Raw genomic sequence first — 13,078 nt, 5'->3', positions numbered from 1 at the left:
CCCCGGCGGCCGTCGGCCTGGTCGCCTGCTGGGCCTGCCTCGTCACGCGCCACGGCGTCCCCGTGGCGACGTGGGCCGCGTCTACCGACTGCTACAGCGACCACCCGCCCCGAGGCGCCCGCCGTCGGTCACTCGGCGTCGAGGTCCGCGAGTATCTCCGCGGCGTGCTCCTCGGGGTCGACACCCTCGTAGACGCGCGCGACCTCGCCGTTCTCGTCGATGACGTACGTGTTCCGGAACACGCCGTCGAACGTGTTGCCGAACAGCTGCTTCTCGCCGTAGGACTCGTAGATGGTGGCGACCTCGCCGTGCTCGTCCGAGAGCAGCGTCACCGGCAGGTCGTGGTCGGCCTCGAACTGCTCGAGGTCGGCGATCTCGTCGTCGCTGACGCCCAGGACCGCGATATCACGCTCCTGGAAGGCGTCCCAGTTGTCGCGGAACGAGCAGGCCTCCGTCGTGCAGCCTTCGGTGTTCGCCCGGGGGTAGAACCAGAGGACGACCGTCTGGCCGCGATAGTCCGAGAGCGAGACGAGGTCGCCGTTCTGGTCGGGCAGTTCGAAGTCAGGAGCCTCTGAACCGATTTCGAGCATAGCGTTCGGAAGGGAACGCCCGGTAAAACGGATTTCGCTTCCGGCGAGCGCTCACTCCGGTGCGACGGTGTCGCCGACCGCCAGCTCACCCGACTCGACGATGGTGGCCCGGAGGCCGCCCCGGTGGACGAGCGACCGGGCGACGCCGTCCTCCGTGAGTCCCTCGAGGTACGAGCAGGGCTCGCAGAGTTCGACGCCGCGACAGATCGCGTCGCCGACGCGGAACTCTTCGTCGACGAGGTGGTTGAGCGCGACCCCCCGCGTGGTCACGTTCCGGCGGTGCCGTCCGTCGCTCACGTCGACGCCGTAGTCGCTCGCGGCGGCTTCGATGGCCTCGGCCTCGATGAGCGTGATACCCCGCGGGGTCCCGTCCGAGAACGTCCCGCCGTCATCGAAGTAGCGGTCGCCACGCAGCCCCGCCTCGGCGATAGCCTCGACCCGTTCGACGGGCGCGACCGGCTCACCCGACTCGGGCGCGATGTGAATCGCCTCGACCGTTCCAGTCGTCGCCGTGGCGTCGCCGGCGACCGCATCCGCAGCGTCCGTCTCGGTCATGGCACCGGCTACGAAGCACCGGTGCAAGAAGCTACTGGAGGGACGTGACGGCGTGTCAATGGCCGACGGTCAGTCGAGGCGCTCCGCGGCCTCGCGGTCGAGCAGGGGTTCGGCGTTCGCCGTCGGGAGCGTCACCACGTCGTCCGTGCCGAGGCTGTACTCGCGCTGGTCGACGCCGAATATCTCTCCGACCTCGTCGGTGATGCGGACCGTCGTCCGCTCGACGGTCGGTCCGCCGTCGCCGCCGGCATCCCGTCCCGCCGCGTCGTCGCTGCTCGTCGACTCGGCTGCACCGCCGGCCGGTATCGGGTCGGCTGGCTGGTCGGTGGACTGTGCGGCGACGCCCGAACCGTCCGTGGCGGGGTCGCCGGGCGACGGTGCCTCGCCGGGCGACGGCGTCTCGCCCATCACGTCCGCGGCGCTGACACCGTCGGATTCCGGTTCGGTATCGTCGGCGCCCGCGACCGCACTCGCCTCCGCGGCTGCAACGTCGGGCGCGCGGTCGTCATCCGGCGCTGGCTCGTCGTCCGCTGCTGTGTCCGTCGAACTGTCCGTCTCGGACGCCGTCGTCGGGTCCGATGTCTCCCGACCGCCCGGCTCGGCTGGGGCCGACGACCCGCTCGACCCCGTCGCCATCCCGTCCTCGGGGTGGTGCGCGGGCGAGTCGTCGTCCGTGACGGGCGGTGTCGTCGCCTCGCCGGCGATGACATCGAACATGTGGTTCTTGTTGCCCTCGATCCGGTCGACGAGGTCGTCGTACAGGGCGCGCTCCTCGTCGGTGAGGCCCTTGACCTGGTCCATGCTCGCCATGTCGGCGGCGGCGAGGCTGGCCTGCTTGACAAGCTTGCCGAGGCGGCGTTCGTACAGCGATTCGGCGGTCGAGCGCGCGGTGTCGATCTGGTCGGTGAGGCGCTGGACCTCCGGGGAGCCGAACGGGTCGTCTGACTCCGCGGCCACCCGGTCGCGCTCCGCTTTCAGCTCCTCGACGAACTCCGCGACCTCCTGGTAGAAGGAGTCGCGCAACCCCTGGAGGCCACCCTTCTGCCGTTCCGTGTCGAGCGCAGAGCGCAGTTCGTCGAGATTCATTCTTTCCCCTTCTCGGCGTGGTCGCGGGCCATCAAGAACACGCCCACGTACTCCGGTACAGTCTGTGTGCCTGCCTCCACCGTAAAGCTACCGCCCCCAAGTTCGACCGCGGTCGGTTCGTCGACCGTGACCTCGATGTCGTTCCCGACGAACGTCCCCGGGACGGCGTCGTGCAGTGGGTCGAACTCGGCGACCTGGTCCCGCGGGATGCGCGTCACGGCCAGGCCGGTCCCGCCGTGCAGACTCCCCGGCAGCCGGATGAGCCGGTTGATGTCCGTCGTCACCGGTTCGTCGATGGGTGCCGTCTCGGCCGCGAACGTCTCCTCGGCGAAGATGTCGGCGAGCCGGACGACGGTCGGATGCACGTCGAGGTTGCCGGCCGCGAGCTCGTCGTAGCGGTCGTCGAGCACCTCGACGAGCTTCTTCGAGCGGCCGGCACCGATGCCCTCGAAGGACTGCAGTCGCTCCCGGGCCTCCTCGTCGGGCAGCTCGCGCACCTCGTCGACGAAGGCGAGCAGCCGGTCGTGGACCCGTCGGCCCCAGCCGCCCGTCGTGTCGAGGCTGCGCTTGTCGGTCGGGTTCTTCAGCCCCAGCCCGGCGACGGACTCGCGGTTGACCAGCGACTCGAAGTCCACGTCGTTGGCCATCACGTAGTCGACTATCTCGCGGCGGTGGCTGCGGTCCAGCTCGTCGACACCGTCGTCGCGGACGTGCACGTGGTACCCCCGGCCGCCGGAGAAGACCACGGTGAGGTCCTCGAAGTCGAAGTCGGTCTCGAGCAGGTCGAGCAGCCGCAGCAGGGCGTCCTTGCAGACCGCGAGCATCTCGGCGTAGCTGTCCTCGTCCGGGTCGACCCCCGGCAGGTGGTCGGCGTCCAGGTCGAACACCAGGTCCGACCCGCGCCACCCCTTCTTCGACATCGAGCCCGCGCCGGGGTCGTCGTAGCGGCCCGCGGAGAAGTAGACGTGCCGCGGGCGCTCGTCCGTGAGGAACGTCCGGAGGTCGCCGACCTCCATCCAGGAGTGATGGCGGATCATCGTCGTGCCACCCGACGACCAGGTGATGTACCCCCACTCGCGCTCGTTCGGCTGCGGCGGCGGGGAGAGCTCCGTCCCCCGGTAGTGGTCGCCGAAGCGACCGCGGAGGTATCGTCGGGTGCGCTCGTTCATGGCTCTCGTTGGTTCGGAAGGTGGTCGTACAAACCTTGCGGAGTCGCCCCGTCTCAGCGACGCATGAACTCGGAGAGCCGCCCCGTGATGCTCACGTCGTCCCCGAGTTTCAGGTAGTACGCGTCGCCGCCGTCCTCGTAGTAGTTGTCGATGCGTCGCTTGATGTCGAAGCCGAGGTGCTCGTAGAAGCGCAGCGCGTTCTCGTTGCTGGTACGCGCGTGGCAGGTCACGGTGCGGTGCTCCTCGGCGACGCGGGCGACGAGTCGTTTCCCGATGTCCTCACCGCGATAGCTCGGGTCGACTGCCAGAAAGAGGATGTAGCCGTCGCGGCGGACTGCGGCGAACCCGATGACCGGCTGGTCGGCCCCCTCGTCGAGGAAGAGGTGGACCTTCGACCGGCGATACGCGTCGGTGAAGAAGCTCTTTCGCTGCTTGAGTACGTCCTCATCGCGGCGGATGCGCTCTTTCAGGCGCCACGCATCCTCGACGTACTCGTCGCTTCCGGGGGAGGCGACGCGCGTGTCGACGTTGACGCTCACTGTCGTGAAACTCCGGGACACGACGATATAATTCCACCGGCAGTCGAGCACCCCCAATCGGGTTTGGGGAAAGGTTTTGAAGAGTGCCGCCCGTCCAAACAGGAGATGAGCTCCCCAGCGGAGGACGAAAACCGGTTCGACCCTCTGAACGTCCTGCAGGACGCGTTCGTCGCTGGGCTCGCGGTCGTGGTCCCCCTCATCGTCACCCTGTTCGTGCTGAACGTCCTCGCTGGCTACCTCTTCACGTTCCTCGACGCCGTCGTCCTCGCGCTCGAGGAGGCCGGCATGAGCCAGGGCGTCTCGGTGCTGGTCGTCCAGACCCTGACCATCCTGTTCGTCGTCCTGCTGGTCCTCGCCATCGGCTTTCTCACCCGGTTCCGGTACGGGGAACTCGCCATCTCGTACGTCGACGGCTTCGTGGCGCGCGTCCCCGGCTTCGGCTCCATCTACGAGAGCTTCCGCGAGATGTCCGAGGTCATCGTCCAGAGCGAGGAGCGGAACTTCCGCGACGTCAAACTCGTCGAGTTCCCACAGGAGGAGACGTACACCATCGGCTTCCTGACCACCTCGACCCCGCAGCCGCTCCAGGAGGCCGTCGGCCGGAACGACATGGTCACGCTCTTCCTCCCGCTCGCGCCGAACCCCGTGATGGGTGGCAACCTCGTCCACGTGCCGGAACATCGCGTCGTCGACGTCGACATGTCCGTCGAGGAGGGCATCCGGACCATCGTGACGACCGGCGTCGCGACCGGCGGCGACCCGAGCGAGCCCGACAACCTCACCGAGGCGGAACTCAGTCAGATGGCCGCGTTCGAGCAGGCCGAGGACGACGTGGGGACGGCGGCCGAGCCCGAGGTCGAACCGGACGTGCTCGACCGGGAGACGGCGGACGAAGCCGAGCAGACGGACGAGGTCGCCCCCGATGGCGACCTCGACATCGAGAGCGGCGGTCGGCGACGGGCCGGTGCACGCGAGGAACACGAGCTCGGTGGCGACGCCACGACGACGGAGGAGGCGGACGACGACGACGACCGCCAGACCGAGGCCGATATGACCGACGAGAACACGCCATGAGCTTCGAACTCCGCGAGCACACCGCCGACGTGGCCGTCGAGGCCACCGGCGGACGTCTCGGGGAGCTGTTCGCGGCTGTCGCCGACGGGCTGACCGCCGCACAGTGTGACGACGTCCCGGCCGGCGTCGGCGACCGGTTCGAGCTCTCGGTCCGGAGCGAGAGCCGCGAGAGCCTGTTGTTCGACTACCTCGACGAACTCGTCTACGAGCGCGACGTTCGGGGCGTCCTCCCAGCCGACCACGACGCGACCGTCACCGCGGCGGCCGACGGTACCTGGCGGGTCGACGCCAGCGCGCACGGCGTCCCGTTCGACGCCGTCGACGCCCGCGAGGTCAAGGCCGTCACCTACTCCGAGATGACCGTCGAGGAGACCGACGACGGCTGGCGGGCGTACGTCGTCTTCGACGTGTAGGGCCCGGCGGCCCGACCGATAGCCGCGCAGTCGGCGACCCGATGTGAACAAGTCACAACCTATTCCGGCCGTGCCGTCCAACTGTCGACCATGACAACCTACGACGCAGGCGACGTCACGCTCGAGAAGGTCCGTGACTTCGTCTGGGAGATCCCGAAGCAGGGCGACATGCGCGTCCCGGCGCGGGTGTTCGCCAGCGAGGCCCTGCTCGAGGAGATCAGCGACGACAAGACGCTCGAACAGCTCCGCAACGCGACACAGCTGCCGGGAATCACCAAGTACGCCATCTGCATGCCAGACGGCCACCAGGGCTACGGCTTCCCCGTCGGCGGCGTCGGCGCGATGGACGCCCGGAACGGCTGTCTCTCCCCCGGCGCGGTCGGCTACGACATCAACTGCGGCGTCCGGATGATGACGACGAGCCTCACCTACGACGACGTCCGGGGACGCGAGCAGGAACTCGTCGACGCCCTGTTCGCGAACGTCCCCAGCGGCCTCGGCGGCGGCGGCATCTTCGAGGGCACCATCGGGGATGTCGAAGCAATCCTCGCGGACGGTGTGGAGTGGGCGCTGCGCAACGACTGGGCCGTCACGGAGGACCTCGAACACTGCGAAGACGAGGGCAAGCGGCCGGACGCCGACCCGTCGGCCATCTCGCAGAAGGCGAAGGACCGCGGGAAGAACCAGGTCGGGTCGCTCGGCTCCGGCAACCACTTCCTGGAGGTGCAGCGCGTCACGGACATCTACGACGACGGGGTCGCGGCCGAGTACGGGCTCGAGCCGGACCGGCTCGTCGTCCTCATCCACTGTGGCTCGCGCGGGCTCGGCCACCAGACCTGCAACGACTACCTCCGACGCATCGAGAAGACCCACGCCGGCATGCTCGACAGGTTGCCGGACAAGGAGCTCGCCGCCGCGCCGGCCGGCTCGCAGCTCGCCGAGGAGTACTACGGCGCGATGTGCGCGGCGATCAACTTCGCCTGGGTCAACCGACAGCTCATCATGCACCGGACCCGGCAGGTGTTCGAGCAGGTGTTCGACCGCGACTGGCGCGACATGGAGATGCACCTCCTCTACGACGTGGCCCACAACATCGCCAAGAAGGAGCACCACCAGGTCGGCGTCGACGCCGACGGCGAGGTCGTGACCGACGACGAGCACGCCGTCGAGTACGAGACACGGGAGCTGTACGTCCACCGGAAGGGGGCGACGCGGGCGTTCCCGGCGGGCCACGAGGAGGTCCCGTCAGCCTACCGTGCGGTCGGTCAGCCCGTCATCATCCCCGGGAGCATGGGAGCCGGGAGCTACGTCCTCAGCGGTGGCGAGCGGTCCCTGCACGAGACGTTCGGCTCGACTGCCCACGGCGCTGGCCGGCTGATGAGTCGAACGCAGGCCAAGAACGAGTACTGGGGCGGCGACGTCCGGACCGACCTCAGGGAGCAGAACCAGGTTTACGTGAAGGCCCAGTCCGGCGCGACCGTCGCCGAGGAGGCGCCCGGGGTCTACAAGGACGTCGACGAGGTCGTCCGGGTGAGCGACGCGCTCGGCATCGGCGACCGGGTCGCGCGCACGTTCCCCGTCTGCAACATCAAGGGCTGACCAGCGGCGACGCGCCGCCGACCGTCCGGCCCCTCAAGTACGAAGCCGGGGTCAGACCTGGCGTGGTCTGACCTACGCCGCATTCCGGTCCGGGCGGTCGCGCGGCACGCCGGATGCGGCCCGACACGTGCCGCCTGTTCGCCAACCGAGCGCGAGCGGCCGCTACTTCAGCCGATAGGGGTTGTCGTCGTCGTCGCCCTCGCCACCGCCCTCGGGCACGTCGCTGTCGGGAAACTGCCGGCGTGCGGTGAGCGTGATGGTCGCCTCCGGGGTGTCGTCGTCCTCCCACGGGCTCTCGTACACGGAGAGCTCCGACTCCGTCACGTCCCAGCCGTGCGCTTCGAGCACGCGGACGAGTTCGCGCTGTTCGTCGAGTATCTCGTCGTCCATCACCCCGGTATCGGGGGTGACGCCACAAAAGCATCCGGCTGGCGGCGACCCGTCCCCGGTCAGCGAAGGAAGTCGAACCGGGGCCGGTCGATATCCGGGACGCGATGCTCGACCGGCTCGCCGGCCTCGTACTTCACGAAACTGAGGTAGAACGTCCGGCCGCAGCCAGCGTCCGCCTCGTCGTCGGCGTCACCGAGACAGACGAACTCGACGCCGTCGGCCGTCTCGTACTCGCCGGTGGTCGACGCGTACTCCCAGCCCTCGAGCGGTTCCTTCGTGACGCACTTGTCGGCCATGTAGGCGTCGCGTTCGAGGCTCGTCAGCGCCTCGCAGTAGGGGCAGTAGTAGGTGACCGAGACCATACGTCCAGTAGACACTGGACCGTCTTAGCTCCGCGGCCGTCCCGTCCCAGTGGAAAGGTCTTTGACACCGAGCGGTGACGTTTCGACCATGATAGACGAGACCGTCGAGGAGATCGAGGAGATGCAGACCCACTCCTCCTCGGTCGTCGCCGTCAAGGCGACCCGGGCCCTGCTCGAACTGCTCGACCGCGAGTTCGCGACCGTCGAGGAGTACGAGCGAGCGCTCGACCGCAACGCGAAGGCGCTCCAGCGGGCGAACCCGTCCCACGCCTCCCTGTACAACGCGATGCGGGAGGTCGTCGACGCGGTGAGCACGGCCGACAGTGAGGGCGTCGAGGATGCCAAGGCGACGACGAGCGAGGTCGTCGAGCGCGTCGTCGAGTCCGTCGAACACGGCAAGCGCGGAGCGGCCGAACGGGCGGCGGAGCACATCGAGGACGGCAGCACCATCCTCACCCACGACTACTCCTCGACCGTGCTCGAGGCCATCGAGCTCGCAACACGCGACGGCGCACACGTCGAGATGTTCGTCACGGAGGCCCGTCCCCGGTATCTCGGCCGGAAGACCGCCCGGACACTCGCCGGCAACGACCGCGTCGAGACGCAGCTCCTGACCGACGCCGCCTCGGGGTACTACCTCGAGGAGTGCGACGAGGTGTTCGTCGGGATGGACTGCATCGTCGGGGACACGCTGTACAACCGCGTCGGCACGTTCACCATCGCGGCGACGGCCGACCACTGCGACGTGCCGGTGAGCGTCGTCGGCTCCAGCTCGAAGGTCATCGAGAGCGGCTTCGTCTTCGAGAACGAGTTCCGGTCGCCCAGCGAGGTGATGCGGGAGCCGGCGGAGGGGTTCGACGTGCGTAACCCCGCCTACGATTCGACGCCGGTATCGCTGCTGGAGCGTGCGATAACCGACGAAGGCGTGATGGAGTTCTGAGCTAGCGGTCCACCGCCGGCGGCTCGTCCCGGCCGATGGTTATCTCGTGGGCTTCGACGTCCTCGTAGGCCGCGACCTGGCCACCGACAGTCACCTCGCCATCGTCGGTCTCGAGCGTGAGGCCGGCGACCTCCTCCGTCATCTCGAAGGCGATGTCGGTGACCTGCCCGCGAACGAGCCTGGGCGTGCCGGTCTCGACGTCCCGCCCCTCGATGGTTGCGTAGAACTCGCCGCCCTCCTCGATGAGGTCCTTCACCGCGCGGCGGATGGAGGAGTAGCGCCGGGGGAACGGCCGGTTCTCGCCGTCGGCGAACACCTCGTCGGCGGTCGTCCAGAGCACCGTCCCGAAGAAGCCGGAGACGAGGAAGCCGAGGGCGGACCGGTTGAAGATGACGCCGTAGCGGTCCTGGTCGTCCCGGAGCGCGTCCTGCGTGGCGTAGATGGAGTAGGAGCCGTCGGCGACGGCCATGACCGGGGTGGTGATGCCACGGCGGACCCGGACAGTCGTCGCGATGCGGTCGTAGTCGAACTCGTCGGGGTCCGGTGCCCCGGCGGCCGGGGTGACGAGCAGTTCGATGCTGATGCCCTGATGGTGGCGGTTCGCGAGGAGGTCCTCGAAGCGTTCGAGCAGGTCGGGCGTGAGCGACAGCGCGAGCTCGTACTCGGCGGCGTCGATGACCTCCTCCAGGTAGCGGAGGATGGTCGACCGCGACTTGACGAGGGAGACGGCTTCGGTATCGCGAGCGGGGGCCGTGTAGCGTGCGTTCAGTTCGTCGACGAGCTCAGAGAGCGAGGATTCGAGGTCGGAGAACGCATCGTCGGGGTCGACGGCGATTATCTTCATCGGTCTGGACTCGCGCAGTTCGACGAGGCCGCGGTCCGAGAGGCTGCGGACCGTGTCGTACACCCGTGGCTGGGGGATTTCGGTCCGGTCGGCGATCTCCGATGCGGTGAGCTGCCCGTGTTCGAGCACAGTCAGGTAGGCGTCGATCTCGTACTCCCCGAGATTGAACCGCTCCCCAACCCGCTCCATCGTCCCACGGAGGTCGTCGGATGGCATACTGTATCAACTCGGGGGGAGCGTTAAACCGTTTACTGAAATTCGAGTAGCACGCAGTTCCGAAACAGGCTCCTGTCAGACTGTCACATGTACATCCGGTCGTCTGCCGTATCGCGGTCCGGGACGGCCTCGAGGCGCTCCGGAGTTCGGTGTAGTACTGGGCGACGCGCTCCGCGAACTCCTCCAGGGGACCGGTTTCGAGGTCGAGGTCGGACACCGTCGAGACGGCGTGGAGCAGGTTCAGCGCGGCGTTCACGCCGTCGAGGAAGCCGGTGGCCATCGGTGGGAGCTCGCTCCCGTCGAGGCGACCGCTCCGGTAGTCATCGGTAGCGACCACCGGTACGTCCCCGCCAGCGATGAGCCCGGGACCAGTTCCGGCGTCGACCGGGGTCCCAACCCTTATTTCGGGGCAGCGAGAGGGCTGGGGTATGACACCGGGGTCGGTCTCGCAGGATGGCGGTACGACGACCGCCGGGAGTGGGACCACGTCGGCACCCGAGACGACCACGGCGAGCGGCGCGACCGAGGATGGCGTCAGGTTCATCGACCAGCTTCTCCCCGACGCCGTGCCCCACGTCGCCGTCGAGTACGGGATGGCCGTGGTGATACTGGTGCTCGGCTGGTACGGCTCCAAACTCGTCATCCGGCTGTTCGGCCGCACGATCGCCCGTCGCATCCAGCGGCCGAGCATCACCCAGACCGTGCTCCGGTCGGTTCGCCTCGCGGTCATGCTCGTGGCCGTGGGTATCGCGCTCTCAATCGTCGGCTTCCGCGGCAGCGACATCCTCCTCTCAGTCGGTGTGTTCTCTGCGGTCCTCGGTATCGTCCTCGCGCCCATCGTCGGGAGCATCATCAACGGGGTGTTCGTCCTCGCCGACCAGCCCTACGAGATCGGCGACATGATCGAGATCTCGGACACGAACACCCGCGGGTTCGTCGAGGACATCACCATCCGGTACACGAAGATATTCACGCTCGACAACACGTTCATCGTCATCTCGAACTCCTCGATCCGGGAACGCGACATCGTGAACTACTCTGCCGAGGACGAACGGACGCGGCTGTCGCTGGAACTCACCGTCACATACGAGGGTGACCTCGAGGAGGCCCGGAAGCTCGTGGAGGACGCAGCGAAGGGCATCGACGGGGTCATCACGGGGGGGCCGGACATCCGGATCGGGTCGGCGCGCTACCCGGCCGCGCCGACGTGCTACATCGAGGAGTACGCGGACCACGGTGTACAGCTCGTCCTCCGGTACTGGGCGAAGGAGCCGTACAAGCTGCTGACCGTTCGCTCGAAGGTGAACGAACGGGTGTGGGCCCAGCTCGACGACGCCGACGTCCACATCCCGTACCCGCACTCCCACGTCGTCTTCGACGAGACGAGCGGCTCGCTCCCGGTCGAGATGCAGCGCGACGGGCAGCCGTCGGGACGTGCGGGACAGGCTCCGGAGGAACGCGAGGACTGATTACTCGGCCTCGACCGTGAGGACCTCGCAGTCGAGGTTCCGTCGAAGGTAGTCGTCGATGTCCGGTTCGTCCACGACCTTCCGGAGCATGCGCTGCCACCGACCCACCTGCTTCGAGCCGATGACGACGACGTCAGCCCCCTCAGCGGCGACTTCGTCCAGGATGGTCTCCTCGACGAGGAAGCCACGGCGGACGACGTACCGGGTGTGGGGAACGGTCCCGAACTCGCGCTCGGTGGCCCGCTTGAGGTCGGCCCGCGAGACGCGCTTGCCGTTCTGGTAGAGGTCGACGTGGAGGACCGTCAGCGCCGCGTCGCGTTCCGTCGCGACCTCGATGGCGGAGTCGAGCGTGGCTCTGGAGTGCTTGCTCAGCGGATACCGGACGGGGACGACGACGCGGGTCATCGGTGTGAGGGAGTCCTCGGAACCGGGTAAAGCTTCTCAATCACGGCGCCAGACGACGCGTCCGTCGACCGACGGGTCGACGCCGACCGAACGGGCGTACGCCGCCAGGACCTCGTACTGCGTGTCGTGGAGCGCGACCCGGTGCCCCTCGTCGAGCGTCGGGAACTCGTGGTCCGTGTGGAACAGGTAGTCCGTCGTCGCGACGGTGTAGGTCGCCTCGGGGTCAACCTGCTCGCCGTCGACGGTCGCGTCGACGAGTTCGTGCTCGCTCCGGTCCCAGGTGACCGACGCGCCGCTGATGTGGGCGTGCCACCAGTCGAGTTCGCCGAACGCGAGGTTCGCGCCGCTGGCCTCGCGGAACACGTCGCGCAGTTCCGCGCCGGAGACCTCCGCGATAGCGACGGGCTCCTGGAACGGGACGACACTGACGAGGTCCGCGATGGTCACGTCGCCCTCGAGCGCGTCGCCCTCGCGAATACCACCGGAGTTCTGGAGGCCGACGTCGGCCTCGGTCGCCCAGCGGTAGGCGTCGGCGACGAAGTTCCCGATGCGACTCTCGCCGCGGAACGCCGCCGAGTTCGTCCGTTCGATGGGCTCGTCGACCCGGCCGACGACCTCGTCGAGGTCGGCGGCGGCCATCCGGTCGCGGAGGGTGTCCGCGAGCGCCTCGTTGCGATGCCCGTCCATCGGGTCGTGGCGGGTGGCCGACGGGCCGTCGGGCCCGAGTTCGACCTCGTAGACGGCGGCGGCGTTGACGCCGGGGCGAAGGAGGAGCGTGTCGTCGATCCACTCCTCGACGACGCTGTGGACGTGGCCGCCGAGGACCACGTCGACGTCGACCGAGACGGCGAGCTCCTCGTCGCCACGGCCGAGGTGCGAGACGGCGACGACGTAGTCCACGCCGGCGTCGCGCAGCGCCGCGACCGCGTCTTCGGCCGCGGCGATGGGCTCACCGAAGTGGAGGTCGGTCGCATTCGGGTTTATCGACGGTGTCTTCGGGTCGGTGACGCCGAAGAGGCCGACGCGAGCGCCGTCGACATCCCGGATGGTCCACGGCTCGGTCACGTCGGGCGCGAAGCGGCCGTCGCCGTCGCGGACGTTCGCCGAGACCCAGGTCTGTGGCGAGTCGGCGACGAGGTCGTGGGTCGCCTCGGGCCCGTAGTCGAAGTCGTGGTTGCCGAAGGTCTCGACATCGGTGTCGACGGCGCGGAAGAAGTCGAGCGCCTGTCGTCCCTCGTTCACGAGCGAGAGTACGCCGGGAGAGGTGTTGTCGCCGGAGCCGACGACGAGTGCGTCGTCGTCGCTGAGGGCGGTGAGAGTCCCGGCGAGCCGCCCGATACGGTCGGGGTCGTCGTAGGCGTTCTCGATGTCGGAGTAGTGGAGCAGACGAGGAGACATCCACTCCCGGTAGCGGGGAGTCGCAAATC

15 protein-coding genes are annotated in these 13,078 nt (G+C 68.4%); 5 read left to right on the top strand and 10 right to left on the bottom strand.

The window, feature by feature from the left end:
- Positions 1–128 precede the first annotated feature (128 nt).
- The 5 genes from bcp to BLT27_RS07660 form a co-directional block, all read right to left on the bottom strand.
- Entirely contained in the window at positions 129–590 is a 462-nt protein-coding gene (gene bcp / locus BLT27_RS07680) for a thioredoxin-dependent thiol peroxidase (protein WP_089732538.1), read from the bottom strand.
- 51 nt (positions 591–641) lie between these two features.
- Entirely contained in the window at positions 642–1,145 is a 504-nt protein-coding gene (locus tag BLT27_RS07675; RefSeq protein ID WP_089732536.1) for an MOSC domain-containing protein, read from the bottom strand.
- A 69-nt stretch (positions 1,146–1,214) separates the two neighbouring features.
- A complete protein-coding gene (locus BLT27_RS07670; protein ID WP_089732534.1) occupies positions 1,215–2,231 on the bottom strand; it encodes a hypothetical protein in 1,017 nt (338 codons plus the stop codon).
- Complete coding sequence (gene priS / locus BLT27_RS07665; RefSeq protein WP_089732532.1) at positions 2,228–3,400, bottom strand: DNA primase small subunit PriS; 1,173 nt, start codon at positions 3,398–3,400, stop codon at positions 2,228–2,230. The genes BLT27_RS07670 and priS overlap by 4 nt, the downstream gene beginning before the upstream one ends.
- A gap of 53 nt (positions 3,401–3,453) precedes the next feature.
- Entirely contained in the window at positions 3,454–3,939 is a 486-nt protein-coding gene (locus BLT27_RS07660) for a GNAT family N-acetyltransferase (RefSeq protein ID WP_089732530.1), read from the bottom strand.
- A 105-nt stretch (positions 3,940–4,044) separates the two neighbouring features.
- On the opposite strand from BLT27_RS07660, the gene BLT27_RS07655 reads away from it, so the two are divergent.
- From BLT27_RS07655 to BLT27_RS07645, 3 genes are all read left to right on the top strand, one after another.
- Positions 4,045–5,013, top strand: a complete 969-nt coding sequence (locus BLT27_RS07655; protein ID WP_089732528.1) for a DUF502 domain-containing protein — start codon at positions 4,045–4,047, stop codon at positions 5,011–5,013.
- A complete protein-coding gene (locus tag BLT27_RS07650) occupies positions 5,010–5,426 on the top strand; it encodes an archease (protein ID WP_089732526.1) in 417 nt (138 codons plus the stop codon). Before BLT27_RS07655 ends, BLT27_RS07650 begins: the two co-directional genes overlap by 4 nt.
- Positions 5,427–5,516: 90 nt before the next feature.
- Positions 5,517–7,025 (top strand): RtcB family protein, encoded by a 1,509-nt coding sequence (locus BLT27_RS07645; protein WP_089732523.1) that lies wholly within the window; start codon positions 5,517–5,519, stop codon positions 7,023–7,025.
- 162 nt (positions 7,026–7,187) lie between these two features.
- Here the strand turns inward: BLT27_RS07645 and BLT27_RS07640 are convergent, their stop codons facing one another.
- Positions 7,188–7,415, bottom strand: a complete 228-nt coding sequence (locus BLT27_RS07640) for a hypothetical protein (protein WP_089732521.1) — start codon at positions 7,413–7,415, stop codon at positions 7,188–7,190.
- Between the two features lie 59 nt (positions 7,416–7,474).
- Positions 7,475–7,777 carry a DUF7969 family protein gene (locus BLT27_RS07635; RefSeq protein WP_089732519.1) on the bottom strand — a complete coding sequence of 101 codons (303 nt, stop codon included), beginning with the start codon at positions 7,775–7,777 and terminating at the stop codon, positions 7,475–7,477.
- A gap of 88 nt (positions 7,778–7,865) precedes the next feature.
- Between BLT27_RS07635 and BLT27_RS07630 the strand changes: the two genes are divergently transcribed.
- The gene (locus tag BLT27_RS07630) at positions 7,866–8,717 is read left to right on the top strand and encodes an eIF2B alpha/beta/delta subunit family protein (protein ID WP_089732517.1); all 852 of its coding nucleotides are present in this window, start codon (positions 7,866–7,868) and stop codon (positions 8,715–8,717) included.
- A gap of 1 nt (position 8,718) precedes the next feature.
- Here BLT27_RS07630 and trmB read toward each other — a convergent pair whose 3' ends face one another.
- On the bottom strand, positions 8,719–9,777 hold the full coding sequence (trmB, locus tag BLT27_RS07625) for an HTH-type sugar sensing transcriptional regulator TrmB (protein ID WP_089732515.1): 1,059 nt from the start codon (positions 9,775–9,777) through the stop codon (positions 8,719–8,721).
- 428 nt (positions 9,778–10,205) lie between these two features.
- Between trmB and BLT27_RS07620 the strand changes: the two genes are divergently transcribed.
- A complete protein-coding gene (locus tag BLT27_RS07620) occupies positions 10,206–11,246 on the top strand; it encodes a mechanosensitive ion channel family protein (RefSeq protein ID WP_089732514.1) in 1,041 nt (346 codons plus the stop codon).
- Here BLT27_RS07620 and BLT27_RS07615 read toward each other — a convergent pair whose 3' ends face one another.
- Both BLT27_RS07615 and BLT27_RS07610 read right to left on the bottom strand, forming a co-directional pair.
- Entirely contained in the window at positions 11,247–11,651 is a 405-nt protein-coding gene (locus BLT27_RS07615; RefSeq protein ID WP_089732512.1) for a universal stress protein, read from the bottom strand. It lies immediately after the preceding gene.
- Between the two features lie 36 nt (positions 11,652–11,687).
- On the bottom strand, positions 11,688–13,049 hold the full coding sequence (locus BLT27_RS07610) for a bifunctional metallophosphatase/5'-nucleotidase (protein WP_089732510.1): 1,362 nt from the start codon (positions 13,047–13,049) through the stop codon (positions 11,688–11,690).
- Between the last annotated feature and the right edge of the window lie 29 nt (positions 13,050–13,078).

Source organism: Haloarchaeobius iranensis, from assembly GCF_900103505.1.
Classification (GTDB): Archaea; Halobacteriota; Halobacteria; order Halobacteriales; family Natrialbaceae; genus Haloarchaeobius; species Haloarchaeobius iranensis.
The sequence above is the reverse complement of the archived record's forward strand: the minus strand, read 5'-3'. Positions and strand labels throughout refer to the sequence as shown.

What these genes read in the sequence shown, in the direction of transcription:
- BLT27_RS07610 (WP_089732510.1), bottom strand. Translation starts at nt 13,049, where the DNA reads ATGTCTCCTCGTCTGCTCCACTACTCCGACATCGAGAACGCCTACGAC.
- BLT27_RS07645 (WP_089732523.1), top strand. Translation starts at nt 5,517, where the DNA reads ATGACAACCTACGACGCAGGCGACGTCACGCTCGAGAAGGTCCGTGAC.
- BLT27_RS07640 (WP_089732521.1), bottom strand. Translation starts at nt 7,415, where the DNA reads ATGGACGACGAGATACTCGACGAACAGCGCGAACTCGTCCGCGTGCTC.
- BLT27_RS07670 (WP_089732534.1), bottom strand. Translation starts at nt 2,231, where the DNA reads ATGAATCTCGACGAACTGCGCTCTGCGCTCGACACGGAACGGCAGAAG.
- BLT27_RS07615 (WP_089732512.1), bottom strand. Translation starts at nt 11,651, where the DNA reads ATGACCCGCGTCGTCGTCCCCGTCCGGTATCCGCTGAGCAAGCACTCC.
- BLT27_RS07655 (WP_089732528.1), top strand. Translation starts at nt 4,045, where the DNA reads ATGAGCTCCCCAGCGGAGGACGAAAACCGGTTCGACCCTCTGAACGTC.
- trmB (WP_089732515.1), bottom strand. Translation starts at nt 9,777, where the DNA reads ATGCCATCCGACGACCTCCGTGGGACGATGGAGCGGGTTGGGGAGCGG.
- BLT27_RS07675 (WP_089732536.1), bottom strand. Translation starts at nt 1,145, where the DNA reads ATGACCGAGACGGACGCTGCGGATGCGGTCGCCGGCGACGCCACGGCG.
- BLT27_RS07630 (WP_089732517.1), top strand. Translation starts at nt 7,866, where the DNA reads ATGATAGACGAGACCGTCGAGGAGATCGAGGAGATGCAGACCCACTCC.
- priS (WP_089732532.1), bottom strand. Translation starts at nt 3,400, where the DNA reads ATGAACGAGCGCACCCGACGATACCTCCGCGGTCGCTTCGGCGACCAC.
- BLT27_RS07635 (WP_089732519.1), bottom strand. Translation starts at nt 7,777, where the DNA reads ATGGTCTCGGTCACCTACTACTGCCCCTACTGCGAGGCGCTGACGAGC.
- BLT27_RS07650 (WP_089732526.1), top strand. Translation starts at nt 5,010, where the DNA reads ATGAGCTTCGAACTCCGCGAGCACACCGCCGACGTGGCCGTCGAGGCC.
- BLT27_RS07620 (WP_089732514.1), top strand. Translation starts at nt 10,206, where the DNA reads ATGACACCGGGGTCGGTCTCGCAGGATGGCGGTACGACGACCGCCGGG.
- bcp (WP_089732538.1), bottom strand. Translation starts at nt 590, where the DNA reads ATGCTCGAAATCGGTTCAGAGGCTCCTGACTTCGAACTGCCCGACCAG.